General features: G+C 69.7%; 22 protein-coding genes and 1 tRNA gene. 17 read left to right on the forward strand and 6 right to left on the reverse strand.

All coding sequences use genetic code 11. The features are described from left to right. The first annotated feature begins 56 nt into the window (after positions 1-56). The 3 genes from lspA (at position 57) to QQA12_RS05410 (ending at position 1691) form a co-directional block, all read left to right on the forward strand. Positions 57-569: a signal peptidase II gene (gene lspA, locus QQA12_RS05400; protein ID WP_226050107.1), complete on the forward strand. Its 513-nt coding sequence runs from the start codon at positions 57-59 to the stop codon at positions 567-569. A 59-nt stretch (positions 570-628) separates the two neighbouring features. After that, positions 629-1579, forward strand: a complete 951-nt coding sequence (gene ispH / locus QQA12_RS05405) for a 4-hydroxy-3-methylbut-2-enyl diphosphate reductase (protein ID WP_054664189.1) — start codon at positions 629-631, stop codon at positions 1577-1579. A 36-nt stretch (positions 1580-1615) separates the two neighbouring features. Further along, positions 1616-1691: transfer RNA gene (locus tag QQA12_RS05410), tRNA-Thr, on the forward strand. A 64-nt stretch (positions 1692-1755) separates the two neighbouring features. Here QQA12_RS05410 and QQA12_RS05415 read toward each other — a convergent pair. Genes QQA12_RS05415 through QQA12_RS05425 form a run of 3 tightly spaced genes read right to left on the reverse strand, consistent with a single transcriptional unit; the run spans position 1756 to position 6130 of the window. Further along, on the reverse strand, positions 1756-4518 hold the full coding sequence (locus tag QQA12_RS05415) for a TonB-dependent receptor (protein WP_226050106.1): 2763 nt from the start codon (positions 4516-4518) through the stop codon (positions 1756-1758). A gap of 8 nt (positions 4519-4526) precedes the next feature. Continuing rightward, entirely contained in the window at positions 4527-5504 is a 978-nt protein-coding gene (locus QQA12_RS05420; protein WP_226050105.1) for a FecR domain-containing protein, read from the reverse strand. After that, complete coding sequence (locus tag QQA12_RS05425; RefSeq protein ID WP_233324860.1) at positions 5501-6130, reverse strand: sigma-70 family RNA polymerase sigma factor; 630 nt, start codon at positions 6128-6130, stop codon at positions 5501-5503. The genes QQA12_RS05420 and QQA12_RS05425 overlap by 4 nt, the downstream gene beginning before the upstream one ends. 148 nt (positions 6131-6278) lie before the next feature. Here QQA12_RS05425 and QQA12_RS05430 point away from each other — a divergent pair, with 148 nt between their 5' ends. The 5 genes from QQA12_RS05430 to cyoD all read left to right on the forward strand — a co-directional run bounded on the left by QQA12_RS05430 (position 6279) and on the right by cyoD (position 13476). After that, positions 6279-9185: an autotransporter outer membrane beta-barrel domain-containing protein gene (locus tag QQA12_RS05430; RefSeq protein ID WP_226050104.1), complete on the forward strand. Its 2907-nt coding sequence runs from the start codon at positions 6279-6281 to the stop codon at positions 9183-9185. A gap of 280 nt (positions 9186-9465) precedes the next feature. Further along, complete coding sequence (gene cyoA / locus QQA12_RS05435; RefSeq protein WP_226050103.1) at positions 9466-10497, forward strand: ubiquinol oxidase subunit II; 1032 nt, start codon at positions 9466-9468, stop codon at positions 10495-10497. Positions 10498-10499: 2 nt separating this feature from the next. Then, on the forward strand, positions 10500-12500 hold the full coding sequence (cyoB, locus tag QQA12_RS05440) for a cytochrome o ubiquinol oxidase subunit I (protein WP_054664216.1): 2001 nt from the start codon (positions 10500-10502) through the stop codon (positions 12498-12500). Beyond that, a complete protein-coding gene (cyoC, locus tag QQA12_RS05445; RefSeq protein ID WP_054664219.1) occupies positions 12497-13135 on the forward strand; it encodes a cytochrome o ubiquinol oxidase subunit III in 639 nt (212 codons plus the stop codon). Before cyoB ends, cyoC begins: the two co-directional genes overlap by 4 nt. Next, positions 13135-13476, forward strand: a complete 342-nt coding sequence (gene cyoD, locus QQA12_RS05450) for a cytochrome o ubiquinol oxidase subunit IV (RefSeq protein WP_054664221.1) — start codon at positions 13135-13137, stop codon at positions 13474-13476. Before cyoC ends, cyoD begins: the two co-directional genes overlap by 1 nt. 122 nt (positions 13477-13598) lie before the next feature. On the opposite strand, the gene QQA12_RS05455 is transcribed toward cyoD, so the two are convergent. After that, positions 13599-15656, reverse strand: coding sequence for a bifunctional diguanylate cyclase/phosphodiesterase (locus QQA12_RS05455; RefSeq protein ID WP_226050102.1), 2058 nt, complete (start codon positions 15654-15656; stop codon positions 13599-13601). Positions 15657-15794: 138 nt separating this feature from the next. On the opposite strand from QQA12_RS05455, the gene radA reads away from it, so the two are divergent. Together radA and QQA12_RS05465 are read left to right on the forward strand one after the other, a co-directional pair. Further along, entirely contained in the window at positions 15795-17171 is a 1377-nt protein-coding gene (gene radA / locus QQA12_RS05460) for a DNA repair protein RadA (RefSeq protein ID WP_056931002.1), read from the forward strand. 45 nt (positions 17172-17216) lie between these two features. Then, positions 17217-17687 carry a hypothetical protein gene (locus tag QQA12_RS05465; protein WP_226050101.1) on the forward strand — a complete coding sequence of 157 codons (471 nt, stop codon included), beginning with the start codon at positions 17217-17219 and terminating at the stop codon, positions 17685-17687. A 28-nt stretch (positions 17688-17715) separates the two neighbouring features. Here the strand turns inward: QQA12_RS05465 and ccsA are convergent, their stop codons facing one another. Continuing rightward, entirely contained in the window at positions 17716-18510 is a 795-nt protein-coding gene (gene ccsA, locus QQA12_RS05470; protein ID WP_056931003.1) for a cytochrome c biogenesis protein CcsA, read from the reverse strand. A gap of 118 nt (positions 18511-18628) precedes the next feature. Here ccsA and ffh point away from each other — a divergent pair, with 118 nt between their 5' ends. The 7 genes from ffh to rplS all read left to right on the forward strand — a co-directional run bounded on the left by ffh (position 18629) and on the right by rplS (position 24197). Next, entirely contained in the window at positions 18629-20008 is a 1380-nt protein-coding gene (gene ffh, locus QQA12_RS05475; RefSeq protein WP_054664236.1) for a signal recognition particle protein, read from the forward strand. A gap of 75 nt (positions 20009-20083) precedes the next feature. Next, positions 20084-21154, forward strand: a complete 1071-nt coding sequence (locus QQA12_RS05480) for a nitronate monooxygenase (RefSeq protein ID WP_226050100.1) — start codon at positions 20084-20086, stop codon at positions 21152-21154. Continuing rightward, positions 21151-21945, forward strand: a complete 795-nt coding sequence (locus tag QQA12_RS05485) for an aminotransferase class IV family protein (protein ID WP_226050099.1) — start codon at positions 21151-21153, stop codon at positions 21943-21945. The genes QQA12_RS05480 and QQA12_RS05485 overlap by 4 nt, the downstream gene beginning before the upstream one ends. Positions 21946-22057: 112 nt before the next feature. Then, the gene (rpsP, locus tag QQA12_RS05490; protein WP_054664242.1) at positions 22058-22318 is read left to right on the forward strand and encodes a 30S ribosomal protein S16; all 261 of its coding nucleotides are present in this window, start codon (positions 22058-22060) and stop codon (positions 22316-22318) included. A 38-nt stretch (positions 22319-22356) separates the two neighbouring features. Further along, complete coding sequence (gene rimM, locus QQA12_RS05495; protein ID WP_226050098.1) at positions 22357-22872, forward strand: ribosome maturation factor RimM; 516 nt, start codon at positions 22357-22359, stop codon at positions 22870-22872. Positions 22873-22877: 5 nt separating this feature from the next. Next, positions 22878-23657: a tRNA (guanosine(37)-N1)-methyltransferase TrmD gene (gene trmD, locus QQA12_RS05500; RefSeq protein ID WP_054664248.1), complete on the forward strand. Its 780-nt coding sequence runs from the start codon at positions 22878-22880 to the stop codon at positions 23655-23657. Positions 23658-23789: 132 nt separating this feature from the next. Next, positions 23790-24197, forward strand: a complete 408-nt coding sequence (gene rplS, locus QQA12_RS05505) for a 50S ribosomal protein L19 (RefSeq protein WP_054664251.1) — start codon at positions 23790-23792, stop codon at positions 24195-24197. Positions 24198-24424: 227 nt separating this feature from the next. On the opposite strand, the gene QQA12_RS05510 is transcribed toward rplS, so the two are convergent. Continuing rightward, the gene (locus QQA12_RS05510; protein ID WP_226050097.1) at positions 24425-25201 is read right to left on the reverse strand and encodes a DeoR family transcriptional regulator; all 777 of its coding nucleotides are present in this window, start codon (positions 25199-25201) and stop codon (positions 24425-24427) included. Positions 25202-25207 lie beyond the last annotated feature (6 nt).

The raw sequence follows: 25207 nt of genomic DNA on the forward strand, positions 1-25207 counted from the left end.
GGATGGTGCGCGATGACGCATCTCCGTTCCATGCCACTCCACTACAGGCGCATTACATGCAAGCAAAGGCTGTCAAACCCAACGCATTGATCTGGCTGCTGGTGTCGGTGGCGGTCATCGGCCTGGACCAGTGGAGCAAGGCCTGGGTACTGGCCAGCCTGCCCGAGTTCACCCCGGTGCCGGTGATCGACGGCTTCTGGAACTGGTACCGCACCTACAACACCGGCGCGGCGTTCAGCTTCCTCAGCGACGCCGGCGGCTGGCAGCTGTGGTTCTTCACCGCGCTGGCGGTGGGCATCAGCGGTTTGATGGCGTTCTGGCTGTCGCGCACCGCGCGCGGCAACTGGCGCGCGGCGCTGCCGTACGCGCTGGTGATCGGCGGCGCCATCGGCAACGTCATCGACCGCCAGGTCCACGGCCACGTGGTGGACTTCATCCAGTGGTACGTCGGCGACCACTACTGGCCGTCGTTCAACATCGCCGATTCGGCGATCGTGGCCGGCGCCATCGGCATCGCCCTGTCCGGGCTGTTCGAGGGGCGCAGGCGCGGGCCCGGGAAGGCGGGATGAGGCGGTACGGTTTCGGTCCCGTTCCCCTTATTTCCCGCCGTCGCCATTAGAATCGCCGCATGGACGTACTGCTTGCCAACCCCCGCGGCTTCTGTGCCGGCGTCGACCGCGCCATCGAGATCGTCAAGCGCGCGATCGAGACGCTGGGCGCCCCCATCTACGTGCGCCACGAAGTCGTGCACAACCGCTTCGTGGTCGACGACCTGAAGCAGCGCGGCGCGATCTTCGTCGAGGAGCTGCACGAGGTGCCGGACGGAAACACGGTGATCTTCAGCGCCCACGGCGTGTCGCAGGCGGTGCGCGACGAGGCCGGGCGGCGCGGGCTCAAGGTGTTCGACGCGACCTGCCCGCTGGTGACCAAGGTGCATTTCGAGGTCGCGCGCCATTGCCGCGCGGGTCGCGACGTGGTGCTGATCGGCCACGAGGGCCACCCCGAGGTCGAGGGCACGATGGGGCAGTGGCGCAGCGAAGAGGGCGCCGGTGCCATCTACCTGGTCGAGGACGAGGACGATGTCGCCGCGCTGCGCGTCGGCCAGCCCGAGAACCTGGCCTACACCACCCAGACCACGCTGTCGGTGGACGACACCCGCAGCGTGATCGCCGCGCTGCGCGCCAAGTTCCCCGCCATCCAGGGGCCGAAGAACGACGACATCTGCTACGCCACGCAGAACCGCCAGGACGCGGTGCGCGAACTGGCGCAACAGTGCGATCTGGTGCTGGTGGTCGGTTCGCCGAACAGTTCCAACTCCAACCGCCTGGCCGAACTGGCCCGCCGCGAGGGCGTGGAGTCGTACCTGATCGACGGCGCGCACGAGATCAACCCGCAGTGGGTGACCGGCAAGCAGCGCGTCGGCCTGACCGCCGGCGCATCGGCGCCGCAGGTGCTGGTCGACGGCGTGATCGAGCGCCTGCGCGAACTCGGCGCCGGTGGCATCGCCGAACTGGCCGGCGAGCCGGAGTCGATGGTGTTCGCGCTGCCCAAGGAACTGCGCCTGCGCCTGGTCGATTGACCACATCGCCGGCCAGCCCCTACAATTCGCGGCTCCGCCGGAATAGCTCAGTTGGTAGAGCGGCGCATTCGTAATGCGTAGGTCGCAGGTTCGACTCCTGTTTCCGGCACCAGCATCGAACAAAGGCCAGGCGTCCGCGTCTGGCCTTTTGTTTTGCAGCGCAGGCGGCGCCCGGGTCAGTGGAACTGCAGGGTCAGCTGGAAATAGCGTCCCAGCGGATCGTCCAGCCCGGCGGACAAGCCGCCGTTGCCGGGCAGGTAGTTCACCGGCTGGGTATCGAACAGGTTGAGGACGTCCAGCGCCGCGGTCATGCGCGCGCCGATGCGGCGGTCCAGGTGCAGGTTCCAGCGCAGTTGCGCCGGATTGCTGCACTGGTCGTTGCCGCGCTGCGCCGCGGGGCAGTTGCCGGCGGCCGGCCAGGCGCGGGTGCTGCCGGCATAGCGCGCATGCAGCGAACTGCCCCAGCGCGCGCCCTGCCAGTGCAGCGAGGCATTGGCCGCCGTGCCCGGCGTGGCGTGGCCGCGCAGGTCGATCCAGCGGCCACCGGCGTGCTCGCGGCGGCGCAGCGTCTGCTGGTGGAGCGCGTCGAGCGACAGCCGCCACTGGCCGGCGGCGGAGGTGCGCAGGTAGTCGCCGTGCAGCACCCAGTTGCGCGACACGGTGCGCCCGATGTTGTCGAAATACAGGCGCAGCGACTGCAACCGGCCGCGTTCGTCGAGCAGCCAGGTATCCGCGTTCCAGCCGGCATCGGCCGGGCGCAGGGCCAGGATCTCGTTGCGCAGTTCGACGCGGTTGTGGGTGAGCGACAGGCTGAGTCCGGGCGTTGGGCTCCAGATGGCGCCAAGGCTCTGGTTGCGCGAGGTTTCGGCCCGCACGCCGGTGTTCTCCACCACCTGTACGTCCACCAGGCAGGCGTTGCCAGCGGGGTGCGCGCAGGCCGGCAGCGCGGGCGACCACGCTATGGCTTCGGCGCCAAAGTACCCCGGCGGGCGCCGCCGTTCGAACAGGCTCGGCGCGCGATAGCCGCGGCCGCCCGAGAGCAGCAGCGACCAGGCCGGCGAGGGATTCCAGCGCAGGCCGGCGCGGGGTGAAAAAGAAAGTTCGCCGGCATCGTGGTCCAGGCGGCCGGCCAGGTCCAGGCGCAGCGGCTCGGCCAGCGGCAGGCCGATTTCGACATAGCCGGCGTTGCTCTGGGTGGAAAGCCTGCGCCGGTCGGTGGGCAGGCCCAGTGCCAGTTCGCCGTCCTCGAGCAGCCGGTCCGGGCGCGAGGTCCAGGTTTCGTGCCGCAGGTCGATGCCGGTGGCCAGTTGCGCGGTACCGCCTGCAAGCGTGCCCAGGGCGTGGCGCACGCCCCACCACGCCAGCCATTGGTCGGTGCGGCCGCGGTTGCGGCTGCGCGGGAACAACTGCTCGCTCAGGAATGGATCCAGTGGCGTGAATCCCGGGATGTAGCCGTTGGCCACGGCATCGAACAGCCGCGCGCTACGCACCGCGCCCTCGGTCGACAGCGTGGTTTCGCTGCGTTGCCGGCCCAGTCCCGCTTCCCAGCCGCCGTCGCCGCGATCGCGGCCGATGCCGGCTGCAAGGTCCAGTTCGAGGCTGTGGATCGTCGGGCGCACGCTGCCGCCTTCCTCGAATACATGGTTGATCAGGCTGCCGTCGGCCAGGCGCAGGGCCGCCGCCGTCGGCCCCAGTCCGTAGCGCTGGCGGGCAAGGCTGGCGCGTAGTTCTGCGTGGGCGTGCAGGCCGTTGCCCGCGTCGTGCCGCCAATGGCCGTAGGCGGCGGCGGTGGATGAGGCGGGCTGCAGCGAGCGCGGGCGCGAGCTGTCGTACCAGCAGCCGCTGTCCTCGCGCATGCCGGACGGGCACAGGTAGGCCGGCAGGTAGTACCCGTCGCGGGTCAGCAGGCCGATCGGATAGCGTTGCCGTTCGCGGTGCCAGTCGCGGCGGTCGCCGGCGACGTGGTCGGTCCGTTGCAGGTCGATGCCGAGGAACCAGTCGTCGCCCGCACCGCCGTTGCCGGTGGCGGCCTGCACCCGGTACTGGGCGCCATCGCCCTGGTTGCTGGTGCCGGTCTGCAGCATGGCTTCGGGGCCATCGGCGTGGTCGCGCAGCACGATGTTGACCACGCCGGCCATGGCATCAGCGCCGTAGATGGCCGAGGCGCCGCCGCGGACCAGTTCGATGCGTTCGACGAAGCTCAGCGGCAGCCCGCCCAGGTCGGTGAGGGCGCCCTGCTGCAGCGACACCATGGGGTAGCGCGGCAGGCGCCGGCCGTTGACCAGGAACAACGTGGCGCGCGGGCCCATCCCGTCCAGGCTGGTGGCCGCCGCGGCGCCGCCGGGCAGGTAGGGTGAATCGCCGTCGCGCGCCGCATCCAGCGGTGGCCGCCCGTTCATGCCGGGCAGGTGGCGCAGCAGGTCGAACAGCGAGCCGTAGCCGCTGCGGCGTATGTCCTCGCGTTCGATCACGTCCACCTGCATCGTGGTCTGCAGCGACGTGCGCGGCAGGCGGCTGCCGGTGACATGCAGTGGCGCGAATTCGACGTCCGGTGCCGTCACCGCGGGTGCGGCCGCGGCTGCAGGCGCAGCGGTGGGTCCGGGTGCTGGGCGGGGCGGTGCCTGCTGGCGCCGTACGGTGAATATCCCCCCGGGCGAGCGCGCCAGCCTGACCGGCAGCCCCTGCAGCAGCCATTCCAGTGCGGCCGCGGGCGGCAGCGTGCCGTTGACGCCGGCGCTGTCCAGCCCGGCCAGTTCGCGGGCGTCGAACAACAACGGGGTGTCGCCCTGCCGCGACCATTCGCGCAGGGCCTGTACCAGCGGGCCGCGCGCGACCTGGTAGTCCACCGCCTTGCCAGCCGACGCGGCCATGGCCGGCGACGCGACCAGCAGTGCCAGGCACAGCAGGGGCGGGCGCAGGCGGTCGATCAGCATGCCCATCGCGGTGCTCAGCGCACGCCGCGCAGCTCGAGCGTACCGTCGGCGCGCGCGCGCGCGGTGACCGACCAGCCCAGTTCCAGTGCGGACAGCAATGCAGCCTGGTCGCCGGCGGCGAACGTGCCGCTCACGGCCAGCGGCGCCAGCGCCGGATCGGCGATGGCCAGCGGTGTGGCGGTGTAGCGGTTCATCCTGGCGATCACCACCGGCAACGGCGTGGCGTCGAACAGCAGCCGCCCCTGTGGCCAGGCCTCGGCCTGCGGCTGCGGAAGCGGGCTGGCCGGCTCGATGCGGCCCGACGGCAGCACCTGCAGTTGTTGTCCCGGCCGCAGGGCGGCGTGCATGCGCTGCGTGCCGCGGCTGTCGATTTCCAGGGCGCCGTCGAGCAGCGCGATGTCGATCCGCCCGTCATCCAGCAGTTCGACCTGGAAGGTGGTGCCGATATCGCGCAGCACGCTGTTGCCTGCCTGCACCCGCATAGCCCGCGACGACGGCGCCACCTGCAGTTGCATCCGGCCCTGCTGCAGTTCGATGCCGCGCCTGCGCCAGCCGAACCGCGCGGTCAGGGTGGTGCGGGCGTCGAGTACCACGACGCTGCCGTCCTCGAGCAGCTGGCGTTGGGGCGCGAAGCCGCTGTTGACGTAGGTATGCGGGGTAGGGTTGCCATCGGTGGCCAGTACCCAGCCGGTTCCGACCGCCAGGCACAGCGCCGCGGCCGCGGCCACCCCGAACAGGGGCCGCCGGTAGAGGGGCCGCCGGACCACGTGGCGGGCGCCGGCGCGCAGCCAGGGATCATCGCGCAGCGTCGCGGCTGACGCGTGCAGCCGTTCGGCCTCGGCCCAGGCGCGCACCCGCGCCGGATCGGCGGCCAGCCATTCCTCGAAGGCCGCCCGTTCGGCGCGGGTGCAGTCGGCGGCGTCCAGCCGTGCCACCCAGGCCGCAGCGCGGGCGAACAGCGCGTCGCGGGGCGGCGTATCGCGCCCGGTCATTCGTCCCCGCCCATGCCGAACGCGTCGGCCCCCAGCTCCCGGCGCAACCCCTGCAGGGCGCGCGCGACGTGCTTTTCCACCGTCTTGGCGGTGATGCCGCGGTGGCGGGCGATCTGGCTGTAGCTCATGCCGGTGATGCGGTTGAGCAGGTAGACCTCGCGGCAGCGCTCGGGCAGTTTCAGCAGCGCCTGGCGCAGGGTGTTGAGCATCTGTCCCGATTCGGCCTGGCGCAGCGGCCCGGGCGTGGAGAACGGCGCTTCGCTCGGCAGGTCCTGTTCGGCCAGCGGCAGGTGCGGTGCGGCGTGCGGTGAGCGGCCGCGGTCGGCCAGGCGATTGCGTGCGATCCGGTACAGCAGCAGTTTCAGTTCCGCGTGCGGATGCTCGCGGTAGCGGATCAGCCGCTCCATGCAGTCCTGCACGATGTCCTCGGCGTCCTCCTCGCTGGTGCCGCGCGCGCGCAGGAAGGCGCGCAGCGGCTCGCGCTGCGTGCGCAGGAACAGCGTGAAGCCATCGCCGAAGGGGGCGGGCGCGACGCCGTCGACCGGGGCACGGGAAGCAGACAGTCGGGGTATCCGTAAGCCAAGTGTGCCGGAGAGTGTACGCAGCACGGCGCCGGCGGGAAGCATCCGGCGGAATACCGGGCGCATTGGTGAACGCGTTCAGGGTCGATGGGCGGCGGGACTGGGGGTGATCGGCGCTGCTGCGCGTTCTGCTGTGGTCCCGCAGGCGCGGGATGAGCGGGATGCCGCTGCAACCATGGAGAGAGAAGTGCGAATGAAACGATCGGTATTGAGTATGGCGCTGTCCGGACTGCTGGCCACTGCCGCTTTCGGCGTGGCCGGGGACGCGAACGCGATGGCGGTCCATGTCAACGGTGACCGCATCTTCCTGAGCGGTGATGTCACCCTGGCCGACATCATGGCGCTGCCGGCGATGCTGGCCAAGGCCGAGGCCGAAGGGCGGCCGTTCCGCGAGGTGGTGCTGCGCACGTCCAACGGCGGCGCGCTGATCAGCGGCGAATGGCTGCAGGCGGTGATCCGTACCGCCGGCCTGAACACCATCGTGTCCGGCCGCTGCATCTCCTCCTGCTCGATCATGCAGTCCGGTGGCGTCGAGCGTTACATGGCCGGTGACCTGCCGACCGAGGTCGACTCGGTGCAGATCCACGCCGCCAGCTCCGGCGGCCGCGTGACCTACGGGCCGTCGCCGCGCATGTTCGGCATCTACGCCGGCAACTACGGCGGCGGCATGGACGAGGAGCTGCTGTACAAGGCGCTGTTCCAGGTGACCCAGCCCAACGGCCTGCTGGTGTTCGCCGACCCGGCGCGCACCAACGGCGACTCGGTCAGCTTCGATCCGGACGGCACCGGCCGCGCGGAGGAGACCTTCCCCGGGCAGGACATGTTCAACAACAACATCATGACCTCGGCCGATTACAACAACCCGGGCGACACCCTGCGGGTGACGTCCAACGTGACCGGCGACATCAATCCCGGCTACCTGCGTACCGGCAGGCTGCTGCAGGCACTGGTGGACGACGACTTCGCGCGCTGGACCGACGCCGACTACGGCACCACCTACATCAACCTGGCCGTCACCCTCTACAACCTGGCGCAGGATGGCCCCAACGGCATCGGCCAGTTCTCGCTCCAGGACTATCTGAGCGACCCGGGGATCCAGGCACTGCTGCGCTCGAAGCTGCGCCTGGACCAGCTCGACAGCTCGGCCCTGGCCGACTCGGCAGGCGTGATCAGCATCGGCAACGGTGCGGTATGGCGGACCGCGGCCACCACCGGCGCGGACCTGATGCGCGTGGACAACGGCGCCATCGTGCTGGAAGGCGGCGCCCTGCGCACCACCGAACTGCGCGTGCAGCGTGACGGCGCGCTGGTCGGGCATGGCGACATCGGCTCGGCGACCATCGACTCCAATGCCATGCTCGGCATCACCGGCCCGTCGTGGCGCGAGGACGGCTTCAGCCGCGTGGTCATCAACGGCCTGCTGATGCCGCGCGGCGGCGACCTCACCACCCACGGCTACGTCAACATCCAGCCGGGCTCGCTGGTGGCCTTCGACGTGACCGAGGCCGGCGGCGCGGCGGCCGGCCGCCTGCGCGTGGGCGGGTTCTTCGACGACGGCATGAACGACGGTGCGCTGGTCGTGGCGCCGGGCGCGCAGCTGGCACTGAACGTGGCAGAGGGCTTCTATGGCGCCGACTACACCCGCGAGCTGATCGACGGGCCGATCTACATGGCCGGCGCCTACAAGGGCTTCCAGCAGGTCGCGCGCCTGGGCGATGACGCCTACAGCGCCAGCATCGTCGACGGCGAGGTGTTCCGCCCGCGCCACAACTCGCTGCTCAGCTTCAACGTGCACCAGAGCGCCGACGGACTGTGGCTGACCGCCAACACCGGTTTCGAGCAGACCGGGCTGTTCGCCAACACGCAGTCCGGCGATGGCCTGGGCCGCGCGCTGGCGGCGGCCGCCAACAGCGGTCGCGCCGGCATGAAGCCGCTGCTGGGCGCGCTGCAGTTCTCCGACCGCGACGTGATCCGGCAGCAGGCCGGTGCGCTGCGCGGCGACGCGCACGCCACCCTGCAGCTGGCCGACGCCGCGCTGGTCGACAGCATCGGCAGCGTCATCCAGCACCACCAGTTCGACATGCGCAGCAACGGTGGCGATGCCGATGGCCTGGCCGCGCGTGCGGCGCAGGCGGCGTCGGCGCAGCCGGGCACGGGCAACAGCAGCCTGTTCAGCCAGCTGGCCATGCACCTGGTCGAGCCGGCCGCCAATGGCGAAGGGGAGGGCGGCATGCAGGGCGGCGACAGCCGTCGTGGCGTCGGCATCTGGGGTCGTGGCTTCAGCACCCAGGGCCGGATCAAGGCGCAGGGCGATGTTGCCGGGATGAAGCAGAACATCGGTGGCATCGTGATCGGTGCCGACACCCGCGTGGCCGACGACAAGGTGGCGCTGGGCGTGAGCGTGGCCGCGGCCGACATGTCGGCCAAGGGTCGCGACGGCTCTGATTTCCACGGCGACGTCCGTGCCCTGGACATCGGCGGCTACCTGGATGCGGCCTATGCCAAGGGCTACGTGGCCGCGTCGGTGCGCTACACCGACCTGAGCCACGACACCCGCCGCGGCATTGCCGGCATCGAGGGCCTGGACGCCCCGCTGCGCGCCAAGTACGACAGCGACGCGCTGTCGGCACGCCTGGAGCACGGCCTGTCGTTCACCACCGCCGGTGGCACCGTGGTGCAGCCGCTGCTGCCGGTGGTCGACTACACCCGCCTGTCCAACGCCCGCTTCAACGAAGGCCAGGCCGTCGGCGCGCTGACCGGTCGCAGCGGCAGCCTGGAGAGCGTGCGCGTCGGCGCCGGCCTGCAGCTGTTCAAGAGCTTCCACGGCAGCAACGGCGAGCGCATCACCCCGCACGCGCGGGTGCTGTGGCAGCAGGAACTGGGCGATTCGCAGGCCCGCTTCACCTCGGCCTTCGCCGCGGCGCCGGACCTGACCTTCGGCGCGGCCAGCCAGGACGTGGGCGAGCAGCTGCTGTCGTGGAACCTGGGCGTCAGCAGCCGTGCCAGCGAGCGCCTGTCGGTGATGTTCGACTACGTCGGTGAACGCCGCGACGGCCAGACCGTGAACGGGGTCATGCTGGGCGTGGGTTACCGCTTCTGATGCACCAAGTCCTCCCGGTGGCCGGCGCCGGCCACCGGGAGGCGACATGAACGCGCGCCTTGTGCGCGGGTGCGACAACATGTCGCATGCTGAATCGGGCTCCAGCTGCGCTGGATCATTGTCAATGCCTTTCTAAAGTGATGGGCGAAGCCTAGAATTGCCGCGCTGAATCCGGCAGTCCCGTATACGTTTTCCCCGGCGGTTCATCACCGGGTGGTCGTTTCGCGCAAGCGTGCAAGGGAGTGCCGGACCAGGCCCCCCCTCGCAATTGGATCGACCGATGATTCCGTTGAAATCACTTGGACGCAGCCTGCGTCCGGGCATGCTGCTTGTCCTGTCCGCGCTGTTGGCGGGCTGCGACGCGGCCATCCTCAACCCCAAAGGCCAGATCGGCCAGGACGAGAAGACCCTGCTGATCACCGCCACGGTGCTGATGCTGCTGGTCGTCGTCCCCGTGATCGTGATGACCCTGGCGTTCGCGTGGAAGTACCGCGCCTCCAACACCAAGGCCCGCTACGAGCCCAAGTGGTCGCATTCCACCGCCATCGAAGTGGTGGTGTGGTCGATCCCCTGCATGATCGTGCTGGTGCTGGCGGTGCTGACCTGGCGTTCCTCGCACGCGCTGGACCCGTACCGGCCGATCGAATCCGAGCGCGCCCCGGTGGTGGTCGAGGCGATCTCGATGGACTGGAAGTGGCTGTTCGTCTACCCGGAAGAGAAGGTGGCCGTGGTCAACGAGCTGACCTTCCCGGTCGATGCGCCGCTGAACCTGAAGATCACCTCCGACACGGTGATGAGCGCGTTCTTCATCCCGAGCCTGGGCAGCATGGTCTACTCGATGGCGGGCATGCAGACCAAGCTGCACCTGATCGCCAACGAGGCCGGCGCGTTCGAGGGCATGGCCTCGCACTACAGCGGCTCGGGCTTCAACAAGATGCATTTCACCGCGCACGCGGTGAGCGACGAACAGTACCGCGCCTGGCTGGACAAGGTCCGCGCCAGCGACAGGCTGCTGGACAAGGCCGCGTTCACCGAACTGGGCGCCGAGAAGAACCATGACTGGTATCCGGTGACCTATTACGGCCGCACCGAAGCCGGTCTGTTCGACTGGATCCTGGCCCGCCACATGGGCGAGAACCACCACTTCGGCATGAAGAAGCACGACCACGCGGCCGCGCCGCAGGATGCCGCCGCGCACGCGGGCCATGACGGCCACGACGCGGGCGACAGCCGGCCGGACGCTGCCGATGACGCCGGACACAATGTTGACGAGCACGCCGCCCACGCCGGGCACGGCGCCTCGGGAGAATGACAATGCTGGGCAAACTGACTATCGAAGCGGTCCCGTACCACGAGCCGATCATCATGATCACGCTCGGCGCGGCCGGGCTGATCGGCCTGCTGGTGCTGGGCCTGATCACCCGCGCCAGGCTGTGGGGCTACCTGTGGAACGAGTGGTTCACCTCGGTGGACCACAAGAAGATCGGCGCGATGTACCTGATCGTCGCCTTCATCATGATGCTGCGCGGCTTCGCCGACGCGATCATGATGCGCCTGCAGCAGGCCGTCGCCGCCGGTGGCGCCGAGGGCTACCTGCCACCGCATCACTACGACCAGATCTTCACCGCCCACGGCGTGATCATGATCTTCTTCGTGGCGATGCCGCTGATCACCGGCCTGATGAACCTGGTCGTGCCGCTGCAGATCGGCGCGCGCGACGTCGCCTTCCCGTTCCTGAACTCGCTCAGCTTCTGGCTGTTCGTGGCCGGCGCGGGCCTGGTGATGATCTCGCTGGGCGTGGGTGAATTCGCGCAGACCGGCTGGCTGGCGTTCCCGCCCCTGTCGGGCAAGGAATACAGTCCCGGCGTAGGCGTGGATTACTACATCTGGGGCCTGCAGGTCTCCGGCCTGGGTACCACGTTGAGCGGCATCAACTTCTTCATCACCATCCTCAAGATGCGCACCCCGGGCATGAAGCTGATGCACATGCCGGTGTTCAGCTGGACCGCGCTGGTGACCAACGTGCTGATCATCGCCGCGTTCCCGGTGCTGACCGTCACCCTGGTGCTGCTGACCCTGGACCGCTACCTGGGCATGCACTTCTTCACCAATGACGGCGGCGGCAACGCCATGCTGTACATCAACCTGATCTGGATCTGGGGCCACCCGGAGGTCTACATCCTGGTGCTGCCGGCGTTCGGCGTGTTCTCCGAGGTCATCGCCACCTTCTCGCGCAAGACCCTGTTCGGCTACAAGGGCATGGTGTACGCCACGGCCTGCATCGGCGTGCTGTCGTTCATCGTGTGGCTGCACCACTTCTTCACCATGGGTTCGGGTGCCAACGTCAATGCCTTCTTCGGCATCACGACGATGATCATCTCGATCCCGACCGGCGTGAAGATCTTCAACTGGCTGTTCACGATGTACCGCGGCCGCGTGCACTTCACCTCGCCGGTGCTGTGGACCATCGGCTTCATGGTCACCTTCGTCATCGGCGGCATGACCGGCGTGATGCTGGCGATCCCGGCCATCGACTTCGTGCTGCACAACTCGCTGTTCCTGATCGCCCACTTCCACAACGTGATCATCGGCGGCGTGGTGTTCGGCATGTTCGCCGGCATCACCTACTGGTTCCCGAAGATGTTCGGCTTCAAGCTGGACGAGACCTGGGGCAAGCGCGCGTTCTGGTGCTGGTTCATCGGCTTCTACGTGGCCTTCATGCCGCTGTACGTGCTGGGCTTCATGGGCGTCACCCGCCGCCTGCAGAGCTATCCGAACGCCGACTACCAGCCGTACTTCGTGGTCGCGATGATCGGTGCCTTCATCATCGGCGCTGGCATCCTGTGCCAGGTGATCCAGATCATCGTGTCCATCCGCGACCGCAAGAAGAACGTGGACCTGACCGGCGACCCGTGGGATGCGCGCACGCTGGAGTGGGAAACCGCTTCGCCGGTGCAGTTCTACAACTTCGCCGTCCTGCCCAAGGGCGAGGAACTGGACGATTTCTGGGAGCGCAAGCAGCGTGGCGAAGCCTGGCCGAAGCCGGCCCGCTACAGCGACATCCACATGCCGCGCAACACCGGTACCGGCGTGGTGATCGGCGCCTTCAGCCTGGTGTTCGGCTTCGCGATGATCTGGCACATCTGGTGGCTGGCCATCGTCGGCCTGGTCGGCATGATCGGCACCTTCATCTACCGCACGTTCGACAATGACGTGGATTACTGGGTGCCGGCCGCCGAAGTGGAACGCATCGAAAACGAACATCGCCGCCACCTGGAAGCGCAGGGGCTGGTGAAGACCGAGGTGAAGGCATGAGCACGACCGCCCACACGCTGAACCATGGCCACGCCGCGCACGCGGCGGACCATGGCCACGACCACGAGCACCACCACGACACCGGCGAGAAGACCATCTTCGGTTTCTGGGTGTACCTGATGAGCGACCTGCTCATCTTCGCCTCGCTGTTCGTCACCTACGTTGTGCTGGCCGGCGGTACCAACGGCGGCCCGGGCGCCAAGGAGCTGTTCGACCTCAAGTTCGTGGCCGGCGAGACCGCGCTGCTGCTGATCTCGTCGCTGACCTTCGGCCTGGGCATGATCGCCATGCACCAGAAGAAGGTCGGCCTGATGTTCACCTGGCTGGTCATCACCTGGCTGCTGGGCGCCGGCTTCATGGCCATGGAGATCTGGGAGTTCAACCACCTGGTGCACCAGGGCTACGGCCCGGACCACAGCGCCTTCCTGTCGGCGTTCTTCGCCCTGGTCGGTACCCACGGCCTGCACGTCAGCGCCGGCCTGCTGTGGCTGCTGGTGATGTTCATCCAGCTCAAGCGCAACGGCCTGACCCAGACCAACAAGACCCGCATGGCGTGCCTGAGCCTGTTCTGGCACTTCCTGGACCTGGTCTGGATCGGCGTGTTCTCTGTCGTCTATCTGTCGGGAGCCCTCTGATGTCCGCACATGACAACCACGCCCACGGTGCCGGCGGCGAGAGCCACGGCAGCGTCAAGTCCTACCTGATCGGCTTCGTGCTGGCGGCCATCCTGACCATCATCCCGTTCTGGGTGGTGATGAGCGGTGGCCTGTCCTCGACCTTCGCCACGGCGATGGTGATCCTGGTCTCCGGCCTGCTGCAGCTGCTGGTCCACCTGGTGTTCTTCCTGCACCTGGACCGCTCCTCGGCCGCGCGCTGGAACGTCAATGCCGGCCTGTTCACCGTGGTGGTGATCGGCATCATCGTCGCCGGCACGCTGTGGGTCATGTGGAACATGAACTACCACATGATGCACTGACGCCGTACGACGCCGCGATCGAAAGCCAGGCCGCCCCCCGGGGCGGCCTTTTCGTTGCGCGTGCGTCGCAGGCGCCGGGCCGGCGCGTGTCCGGGCGGCGCCGGCCGGGTGCGAGACTGCGCTCAGCCGGCCCGCTGCAGGAAGGTTTCCGCATCCATCGGCCGGCCGAGGTGGTAGCCCTGTAGCAGGTCGCAGCCGAGCTGGTCGAGGAATGCGCGCTGGGCCTCGGTCTCCACCCCTTCGGCCACGACCTGCAACTGCAGCGAGCGGCCGAGCGCGACGATCGAGGAGACAATGGCCGCGTCCTCCGGGTTGTGCTCCAGGTCGCGCACGAACGCGCGGTCGATCTTCAGTTCCGAGGCCGGCATGCGCTTGAGGTACAGCAGGCTGGAATAGCCGGTGCCGAAATCGTCGATGGCGATCTTCACCCCCATCGCGGTCAGCGTGTTGAGCCGCTGCAGGCTGTCCTCGACGTCCTTCATCGCCGTGGTCTCGGTGACCTCCAGGGTCAGGTGGGCGGGGTCCAGCGCATGCCGCCGGAGTGTCTCGCGCACCGTTTCCACCAGCGCCGGCGAGGCGAACTGCAGCGGCGACAGGTTCACCGCCATCGACCAGCCGGGGTGGCCGGCATCATGCCAGGCGCGCAGCTGGGCGCAGGCGCGGTCCAGCACCCAGTCGCCGATGGCCAGGATCAGGCCGCTGCGCTCGGCGATGGGGATGAACGTATCCGGGCCCAGCAGGCCCAGTTCCGGGTGCTGCCAGCGCAGCAGCGCCTCGGCGCCGATCACCGGCTTGCCGCTGGCCGGGAACTTGGGCTGGTAGTGCAGCAGCAGTTCGTCGCGCGCGATCGCCCGGCGCAGGTCCTGCAGCAGGCGCAGGCGGCGGCTGGTGCTGGCCTGCATCGCCGGGGTGAAGAACGTGTAGCCGTTGCGGCCGGACTGCTTGGTGTGGTGCATCGCCGCGTCGGCGTGCGCCATCAGCTCGCGCTCGCTGGTGGCATCGTCCGGGTACAGCGCGATGCCCAGGCTGGCGCTGAGCTGCAGCTCGGCGCCGTCGATCAGCAGCGGCTCGGCCACCGCCGCGGTGACGCGTTCGGCGACCACCACCGCATCGTCGGTCGATTCCACCCCGAGTACCGCGACGAACTCGTCGCCGCCGAGGCGGGCGAGGGTGTCCTGCGGCCGCAGCAGCCCGCGTACCCGTTCGGCCACGCGCGCCAGCAGGCGGTCGCCGAACTGGTGGCCGTAGGCGTCGTTGACCAGCTTGAAGCCGTCCAGGTCGCAGAACAGCACCGCGACCGAGGTGCCGTGCCGGTGCGCGTTCTCGATCGCCTGTTCGATCCGGTCCTGCAGCAGCATGCGGTTGGGCAGGCGGGTGAGCGGGTCGTGCAGCGACGCCTCCACCAGCTCCTGGTTGGCGCGCGCCAGCGAGTCGGCCAGGTGGCCGGTACGGTGGTGCAGGCGCCGGTCGAACAGCGAGGCGACCAGGGTGATGCCGATGATGGCCACGGTGGCCACGATCACCAGCACCGCCAGCCAGCGGGTTTCCAGACCGCCATCGATCACCGCCGCGCAGATGCTGCCGGCCGGGAAGGTCGCGGCGGCCATGCCGGTGTAGTGCATGCCGACAATCGCCAGGCCCATCACCAGCGAGGCGGCCAGTCGCAGCAGCCGGGTATGGCGGCTCTCGCGGCGCAGCCACAGCGCGATCCACAGCGCCGCGCCGGACGCGCCGATGGCGACCAGGATCGAGGCGGCGAACCACAGCGGGTCGTAGTCGATGCCCGGCTGCATGCGCATCGCCGCCATGCCCAGGTAGTGCATGGCGGCGATGCCGCTGCCCATCAGCACGGCGCCGGCCACCAGCCGTGGCAACGGCAGGTGTGGCCGCGACGCCAGCCACAGGGCATAGGCCGATGCGCCGATCGAAGCGGCCATCGAGTACAGGGTGATGGCCAGGTCGTAGCCCACCGGGATCGGCAGGTGGAAGGCCAGCATGGCGATGAAGTGCATCGACCAGATGCCCAGGCCCATCGCCAGGGCGCCGCCGGCCATCCAGCCATACAGGCCGCGCCCGCGCGCCGTCGCCAGGCGTCCGGCCATGTCCAGGGCGGTGTACGAGGCGAGGATGGCGACCAGCAGGGAAAAGACGACCAGGATCGGGTTATAGGTGCCAACCATGCGGGGAGCGTCCGGCGGTTCGTCGATGCAAGAGTGCACCAGACAGCGGCGCCTGGGTGTGCTTCTTTAGTCGTGAGGGTCGCATCGGCTGCGACGGCTGGCGGGTATCCTGTGCCGGCCCCCAGCGAAGGAACCCCGATGGCGAAGAACCGCACCGCCTATGTCTGCAGCGAATGCGGCGCCGAGTACAGCAAATGGCAGGGCCAGTGCGGCGAATGCGGCGCCTGGAACGTCCTGGCCGAGGTGGTGCTGGAAAGCGCGGCCGCGGCGAAGGCGCCGGCCGCGCGCCGCGGCGGCTGGGCCGGCAAGCTCGAGCCGCCGAAGATCACCGCGCTCAAGGACGTGCAGCAGAGCGAGCATGCGCGGGTTTCCACCGGCATCGGCGAGTTCGACCGGGTGCTGGGCGGCGGCCTGGTCGAAGGCGCGGTGGTGCTGGTCGGCGGCGACCCCGGCATCGGCAAATCGACCCTGCTGCTGCAGGCGCTGGCGAGGATGGCCGGCAGCCTGCCGGTGCTGTACGTGACCGGCGAGGAATCCCTGGCGCAGGTGGCCGGGCGCGCGGTGCGCCTGGACCTGCCGCTGGACGGGCTGGATGCGCTGGCCGAGACCGGCGTCGAACTGATCCTGCAGCACGCCGCCGCGGCGCGCCCCAGGCTGATCGTCGCCGACTCGGTGCAGACGCTGTGGACCGAGACGCTGACCGCCGCGCCGGGCTCGGTCAGCCAGGTGCGCGAGAGCGCGGCACGGCTGGTGCGCTTTGCCAAGGAGACCGGCACCGCGGTGTTCCTGGTCGGCCACGTCACCAAGGAGGGCGGCATCGCCGGCCCGCGCGTGCTCGAGCACATGGTCGACGCGGTGCTGTACTTCGAGGGCGAGAGCGGCAGCCGCTTCCGGGTGCTGCGCGCGTTCAAGAACCGCTTCGGCGCGGTCAACGAACTGGGCGTGTTCGCGATGGGCGAGAAGGGGCTGAAGGAAGTGCCCAATCCCTCGGCCATCTTCCTGTCCGGCGGCAGCACGCGCCAGCCCGGCAGCTGCGTGATGGTCACCCGCGAGGGCACCCGGCCGCTGCTGGTGGAGGTGCAGGCGCTGGTCGATTCCTCGCCGCTGTCCAACCCGCGCCGGGTCGCGGTGGGACTGGAGCAGAACCGCCTGGCGATGCTGCTGGCGGTGCTGCACCGCCATGGCGGGGTGATGGTTGGCGACCAGGACGTGTTCATCAACGTGGTCGGCGGCATCCGCGTGCAGGAGACCGCGGTCGACCTGCCGGTGCTGCTGGCGGTGCTGTCGTCGCTGCGCGACCAGCCGTTGGCGGAGAAGACCATCGCCTTCGGCGAAGTCGGGCTGTCCGGCGAGATCCGCCCGGTGCCCAATGGCGAGGAGCGCCTGCGCGAGGCGGCCACCCATGGTTTCAAGCGCGCCATCGTACCCCGCGCCAACGCGCCCAAGGCCGGTTCGGTCAAGGGCATGGAGGTGATCGCGGTCGAGCGGCTGGCCGAAGCGATCGAGGCGGCCTGAGTGGCGCGCGCAGGATCGGCGATGCGCCGCCGGGGGAGTGCATCGATGCGCATGGCCCGGGCCGTGGTCGGGATCGGGGTGCTGGGGCTGCTGTCGGCGCCGGCGGCGCTGGCCGCACCTGCTTGCGCGGCGCCGCTGGCGGTGGCGCGGGCATTGTTCGAGGCCGGGACGTCCGCGCGCTTCCTCGACACGCCCGATGCCCTGCTGGCTCCGGGGTTCGCGCGGGTGATCGCGGCCGAGCGCGATTGCCAGCAGCGCGAGCAGGGCATCTGCCGGCTTGACCATGACCCCTGGCTGGACGGCCAGGATGGCGAGGTGGATGCCGAACCCGGCTACCGGTGGCGGGCGCAGTCGCCGGCAGCCGGCACGGTGGAGGTGCGCTTCCCGGTATGGGGTGAGCCGCACCTGACGCGGTTGGCGATGCGCCGCCAGGCCGATGGCTGCTGGCGGCTGGAGGACCTGGTCACCCACCGCGGGCAATCCATGCGCGCGCTGCTGGCGCGGCCGTTCCCCTGAGGCCGCCGGGGCGGCGTCGACGCCAGGGTCAGCGTGGGTGCCCGAACACCAGTTCGATCACGAACTGGCTGCCGAAGAAGGCCAGCAACAGCAGCACCATCGCGCTCAGCGTCCAGTGCACGGCCTTCACCCCGCGCCAGCCATGCCGGCGGCGGCCGATCATCAGCGTGCCGAACACCAGCCAGGACAGCACGCTGAGCACGGTCTTGTGCACCAGCTTCTGCGCCAGCAGGTCGTCCACGAACAGCACCCCGGTGACCAGGGTCAGGGTCAGCAGGCAGAAGCCGACGGTGATGGTGCGGAACAGCAGCGCCTCCAGGTCGGTCAGCGGCGGCAGTGCGCGCAGCCACGGGCGGAAGTCGCGCCGGCGCAGCGCCCGTTCCTGCAGCCACAACATGATCGCCAGCAGTGCGGCGATGCTCAGCGTCGCGTAGGCCAGCAGCGCCAGCCAGGCATGGGTGGCCAGCCGCCAGCCCAGCGCCCTGCTCGGTTCGTGGCCGTAGCCGTGGTAGGCCAGCAGCAGCAGCGCGGCCATCGGGAACACCAGCACGCCCAGCGCCGCCATGCGCCCGCGCGCGCCGACCACGGTGGTGAGCGCGGCCATGCCCAGCGCTACCAGCGACAGCGCGGCGAAGAAATGCATGTCCGGCCCGCCACTGGTGCGCATCGCCACCAGCAGGTGGTAGCTGCCGTGCAGCACCACCGCCGCGGCCGCCGGCCACAGCCAGGTACGCGACCCGGCGCCACGTTCGGCCGCCAGGCCATGGACGAGCAGTCCGGTGGACAGCAGGTACAGCGCGGTCGCGATGAGAACGATTGTCATCGACACAGTTTCGCATACGCGCCCGCCGCTGGCGATGCGCGCCGCGACGGGGCGGCGGCAGGCGCCGGTGGCCGCTATAATTTGGCCTCTTTGCCAACGTTCCCGCAGGTTGCACCGCATGTTCGAGTCCCTGACCCAGCGCCTTTCCGGCACCATCGAGCGCCTGCGCGGCCGTGGCCGCCTGACCGAGGAGAACATCCGCGAGGCGACCCGCGAGGTGCGCATCGCGCTGCTGGAGGCCGATGTCGCGCTGCCGGTGGTGCAGGCGCTGATCGAAAAGATCAAGGTGCGCGCGGTCGGCCAGGAGGTACTCAAGTCGCTGACCCCGGGCCAGGCGCTGATCAAGGTCGTGCGCGACGAACTCACCGCGGTGATGGGCTCGCAGGCCACCGACCTGAACCTCAACGTGCCGGCGCCGGCGATCATCCTGATGGCAGGCCTGCAGGGCGCGGGCAAGACCACCACGGTCGGCAAGCTCGCCAAGCACCTGAAGGAAAAGCGCAAGAAGAAGGTGATGGTGGTCTCGGCGGACGTGTACCGCCCGGCCGCGATCGAGCAGCTGAAGACGCTGGCCGAGCAGGTCGGCGTGCTGTTCTTCCCGTCGTCGGCCGAGCAGAAGCCGGTGGACATCGTGCGCGCCGCCATCGACGACGCCCGCAAGTCGTTCGTCGACGTGCTGCTGGTCGATACCGCCGGCCGCCTGGCCATCGACGAAGCGATGATGGCCGAGATCAAGGCCCTGCACGCGGCGGTCAACCCGGCCGAAACCCTGTTCGTGGTCGATTCGATGACCGGCCAGGACGCGGCCAACACCGCCAAGGCGTTCGGCGAGGCGCTGCCGTTGACCGGCGTGGTGCTGACCAAGACCGACGGCGACGCCCGCGGCGGTGCCGCGCTGAGCGTGCGCTACATCACCGGCAAGCCGATCAAGTTCACCGGTACCGGCGAGAAGGTCGACGGCCTGGACGTGTTCCATCCCGAGCGCGTGGCCAGCCGCATCCTGGACATGGGCGACGTGTTGTCGCTGGTCGAGCAGGTCGAGCAGCAGGTCGACAAGGACAAGGCGCAGAAGCTGGCCGAGAAGGTCGCCAAGGGCAAGAAGTTCGACCTCAACGACATGCGCGACCAGCTCGAGCAGATGCAGAACATGGGCGGCATCGGCGGCCTGATGGACAAGCTGCCGGGCCTGGGGCAGATCCCCGAGCACCTCAAGCAGCAGGTGCAGCAGAGCAGGGAAGTGCCGCGCATGATCGCCATCATCAACTCGATGACCAAGAAGGAGCGCCGCAACCCGGGCCTGCTCAACGGCTCGCGCCGGGCCCGCATCGCGCGCGGCTCCGGTACCCAGCCGGCCGACGTCAACAAGCTGATGAAGCAGTACATGCAGATGGAAAAGATGATGGGCAAGCTGTCCGGCGGCGGCATGAAGGGCATGCTGCGCAACATGAAGGGCATGCTCGGCGCGATGGGTGGCAAGGGCGGCCTGCCGTTCCGCTGAGCCCGGTGGCGCGCGCCGCCATTGGCGCCGGCGCAGGGGCTCGGCGATGATGGCGGCTCCCGATTGGAGTGCGGCATGACCCCGGACATCCGCCGACGCGTGGACCGCTTCTGCCAGCGCTTCGGCATTGAGCTGCCGATCCTGCTGGCGCCGATGGCCGGCGCCTGCCCGGTGGCCCTGTCCGCGGCCGTCGCCAGCGCCGGCGGCATGGGCGCGATGGGCGCGGTGCTGTCCACGCCGGCGCAGATCGGGCACTGGATGGACGACTTCCGCCGGCAGTCGCACGGACCGGCCCAGGTCAATGTCTGGGTGCCGGATCCGCCGCCGGTCCGCGACGCAGCGGCCGAAGCGGCGACCCGCGCGTTCCTGCAGCGCTGGGGGCCGGCGGTGCCGACCAGTGCCGGCGATGCCGCACCGGCCGATTTCGATGCGCAGTTCGACGCCCTGCTCGCGGCACGGCCGGCGGTGGCCTCGACCATCATGGGCGTGTTTTCCGCGGCGCAGGTCTCGCGCCTGAAGGCCGCCGGCATCGCCTGGTTCGCCTGTGCCACCACGCTGGACGAGGCCTTGCAGGCGCAGGCGGCCGGGGCCGACGCGGTGGTCGCGCAGGGCATGGAGGCCGGTGGTCATCGCGGTGCGTTCGTGGACGCGCGCGCCGAGGCGCAGACCAGTGGCCTGTTCGCACTGCTGCCGCGCCTGGCCGACCGCCTCGAGGTGCCGGTGGTCGCGGCCGGTGGCATCGGCGATGGCCGTGGCGTGGCCGCCGCGCTGCTGCTCGGTGCCAGCGCGGTGCAGCTGGGCACGGCGTTCCTGGCCACCGACGAATCCACCATCGCCGAGGCCTGGAAGCAGGCGCTGCCCGCGGCGGAGCCGGAACATACCCGCGCCACCCGTGTTTTCAGCGGCCGCCTCGGCCGTGCGCTCGACACCGCCTATGTATGCGCCGCGGAAGCGGCCGATGCGCCACGCCCGCAGCCGTACCCCGTGCAGCGCGGCCTCACCGCCGGCATGCGCCGGCAGGCGCAGGCCGACGACCGGCTGGAGGCGATGCAGGCCTGGGCCGGGCAGTCGGCGTGGATGGCGCGGCGCGGCCCCGCCGCCGGCGTGGTGCGGGCGATGTGGCAGCAGGCCCAGGCGCTGCTGTGAACGCGGTGTCCTGCAACGGCGAGCCGGTCGATGCCGGGCTGCTCGACGCGGCGCTGGTCAATTACGGGCACTTCACCTCGCTGCAGGTGCGCGCGGGTGCGGTGCAGGGCTGGGCGCTGCACCTGCGGCGGCTGCAGCAGGGCACGCGCGAACTGTTCGATGCCGAACTGGACGAAGCGCGCCTGCTCGACTGGCTGCGGCAGGCACTCATTGCGCGGGGCATGCAGGATGCCTCGCTGCGCATCACCGTGTTCTCGCGCGCGTTCGACTTCCGCCAGCCGCTGCGGGCGGTACCGGTGGACGTACTGGTAAGCGTCGCGGCACCGGCGACGGTGCCCGGCCAGGCCCGGGCGGTGCTGCCGGTGTGCTACCAGCGCGAGCTGCCGCAGCTCAAACATGCCGGCACCTTGCCGCTGTTCCAGCAGCGGCGCCTGGCGATGCGCCGGGGTTTCGACGACGCCCTGTTCGTCGATGCGGCCGGGCGGATCAGCGAGGGCAGTACCTGGAACATCGCCCTGCTCGCCGGCACGGAGGTGATATGGCCGCGTGCCGAAGCACTGCGCGGGACAGCCGAACAACTGCTCATCGCCGGCCTGGAGCGGCTGGGGCAGGCGCAGGCGTGGCGGGAGGTGCCGCTGGACGCCTTGGGCGGCTTCCGCGCGGCGGTGGCCTGCAACGCCACCGGGATGTGGCCGTTGGCGCGGATCGGCGACTGCCGGTTCGCGGATTCGGAGGCGCTGCTGGGACAACTGCGGCACGCCCTGGCGCAGACGCCCTGGCAGCCGCTGTGAACCGGCCTGTTCAGGCAGGGCAGGGGGCGGGCTTGGAATGGGCCGGGGGCGCGGCTATAATCGCCGGCTTACCGCGCCATCCTGGCGACTGGGCTACAAAGGAAAAACCACCATGGTCAAGATTCGACTGACCCGCGGCGGCGCCAAGAAGCGTCCGTTCTACCACATCATCGTCACCGACGTGCGCAGCGCCCGCGACGGCCGCAACATCGAGCGCGTCGGCTACTACAACCCGGTCGCCCAGGGCGCCGAGCAGCGCGTGGTGCTGGACATCGCCGCGGTCGACAAGTGGGTCGCCAACGGCGCCCAGCTGACCGACAAGGTTCGCAACCTGTACAAGGAAGCGACCAAGGCCCAGGCCGCAGCGGCCTGATCCTGGCGGGCCGCGCGCGAGCGCGGCCCGACTGCTTTATGAAGAAAGATTCCGAGCGCCGGATCCTGCTGGGCAGGGTGACCGGCGCTTTTGGTGTGCGCGGCGAGCTCAAGCTCGAGTCCTGGACCGAGCCGCGGCTGGCCATTTTCAACTATCAGCCCTGGATCCTGCGCAGCCCCTCGGGGCAGGAGTCGCAGATCGCCGGCGTGCGCGGCCGCGAGGCCGGCAAGACGCTGGTGGCGACCTTCCCCGGGGTGGACGACCGCAACATGGTCGAGGCCATGCGCGGTACCGAGATCCATATCCCGCGCAGCGCGCTGCCGCCGCCCAGGCCGGACGAGTACTACTGGGTCGACCTGGAGGGCCTGGACGTGCAGACCGTGGACGGCGTCAAGCTGGGCCGCGCCTCGCACCTGTTCAACACCGGCGCCAACGACGTGCTGGTGGTGCGCGGCGACCGCGAGCGCATGGTGCCGTTCGTGATGGACGATTTCGTCAAGTCGGTCGACTTCGACGCCAACCTGATCGTGGTCGACTGGGATCCGGAGTTCTGACCCCGGTGCGCATCGACGTCATCACCCTGTTTCCCGAGTTCATCGCGCAGTCCGCCGCGCTGGGCGTGGTCGGCCGCGCGCAGGAGCGCGGCCTGCTCGACCTGCATGGCTGGAATCCGCGCGATCATGCCGAGGGCAACTACCGCCGCGTAGACGACCGCCCGTTCGGTGGCGGCCCGGGCATGGTGATGCTGATCGAGCCGCTGCGCGCGGCGCTGGCCGCCGCGCGCGCCGCCGACCCGACCCCGGCGCCGGTGATCTACCTGAGCCCGCAGGGGCAGCCGCTGACCCAGGCCAAGGTGCGCGAACTGGCGGCGCTGCCGCGGATGATCCTGCTGTGCGGCCGCTACGAAGGCGTGGACGAGCGCTTCCTGGCCGCCGAGGTGGACCAGGAGATCTCCCTCGGCGACTACGTGCTGTCCGGCGGCGAACTGGGCGCGGCGGTGATCGTCGATGCGGTGACCCGGTTGCAGGACGGTGCGCTGAATGACGCCGAATCGGCGGTGCAGGACAGTTTCGAGGGCGACGGCCTGCTCGATTGCCCGCATTACAGCCAGCCGGCCAGCCATGCGCTGGGCGACGTGCCGGAAGTGCTGCGCTCGGGCAACCATGCCGCGATCGCCCGCTGGCGCCGGCAGCAGTCGCTGCTGCGCACGGCGCTGCGCCGTCCCGACCTGCTGGACGAAGCCCGCCTGGGCAAGGCCGACCGCAGGCTGCTGGACGAGGCCCGGCAGGCCCTGGTCGCCGGAGGGGATGCCCCTACTGGCGCCGGGGACGGCGCATAGGCTAGAATTGCGGATTCCCATGGTCCCAGTGCCATGCGGACTGCCAGAACAACAATCGTGCAGCGCAATCCGGCGACTGCATCAGCCCAAGTTGTCGACCCGACACGTCCACCCGAATACATCGGTGCAATCATGAGCAAGCTGAACAAATCCATCGTCGCGGACTTCGAATCCGCCCAGATCACCCGCGAACTGCCGAAGTTCAGCCAGGGCGACACCGTTGTCGTCAACGTCAAGGTCAAGGAAGGCAACCGCGAGCGCGTGCAGGCCTACGAAGGCGTCGTGATCGGCACCAAGAACGCCGGCCTGAACTCCTCGTTCACCGTGCGCAAGATCTCGCACGGCTACGGCGTCGAGCGCGTGTTCCAGACCCACAGCGCGCTGATCGACTCGGTCGAAGTCAAGCGCCGCGGCAAGGTCCGCGCCGGCAAGCTGTACTACCTGCGTGGCCTGGAAGGCAAGGCTGCCCGCATCAAGGAAGACCTGGCCGCCGCTGCGCAGGCCAAGGCTGCCCGCCAGGCCGCCAAGTCCGCCGAGTAATCCCGCCGCGGGCTTCGCGCCCGTCGCCGCGCAACGGCCGCCTTCGGGCGGCCGTTTGCGTTTGCGTGCCCGTGAAGTGCCGCCGTGAGCGGACTGGCCCGCGGCCGCCACTGCCTGCAGCCGGACGGTATCCGGCCGTCGCGGATGGGAGCCGGCACCGGGCCAGGCGCTGGAGGAGGAGGGCGGGGAAGTCCGCCGGGCGATGCCCGGGGTGGCGCGGGGCCCGGTTACGCTGCCGGTTCGGCGACGACCACGTCGATGCCGCGGCGCTGCAGGCCTTCGCGCGTGGCCTCGTCGATGCCGGCGTCGGTGATCACCGTGTGGATCTGGTCCAGGTAGGCGATGCGGTGCAGGCTGACGCGGCCGAACTTGGAGGCGTCGGTCAGTACCACGATGCGCCGCGCGCGTTCGACCATGCGGTGGTTCAGGCGCGCCTCGGCCTCGTCGTGGGTGGTCAGGCCGAACTGCAGGTCCAGGCCGTCGACCCCCAGGAACAGGGTGTCGAAGCTGTAGGGATTGAGGCTGGCCTCGGCCTGGCTGCCCTGCAGCGACAGCGACTGCTTGCGCAGCTGGCCGCCGGTGAGCAGGACGTTGACGCCGGCGGCGTTGGCCAGCTCCCAGGCGATGTTCAGGCCGTTGGTCATCACCGTCACGTCGCGGTGCCCGCGCAGGTGGCGGGCCAGGGTCATGGTGGTCGAGCCGGAGTCGATGATGATGTTGTCGCCGGGCTGCACCAGCTGCGCCGCACGCGCGCCGATGGACTCCTTGAGCGGCAGGTTCAGCGCATCCTTTTCGTGGATGTCCTGCTCCTGCGGCGGCGTGCGCACCAGGGTGGCGCCGCCGTGGGTGCGCGTGGCCAGGCCCTGTTCCTCGAAATGGCCCAGGTCGGTGCGGATGGTCACCGCCGACACGCCGTAGCGGCCGACCAGGTCGGCGACCTGCACCGAGCCCTGCTCGAGCAGCTGCTGCAGGATCTGCTGGCGGCGGGAACGGGTGTTGCGCATGGCCAT

Origin of the sequence: Stenotrophomonas sp. 17(2023), from assembly GCF_030345315.1 — a bacterium.
In the GTDB taxonomy this organism is placed as follows: Bacteria; Pseudomonadota; Gammaproteobacteria; order Xanthomonadales; family Xanthomonadaceae; genus Stenotrophomonas; species Stenotrophomonas acidaminiphila.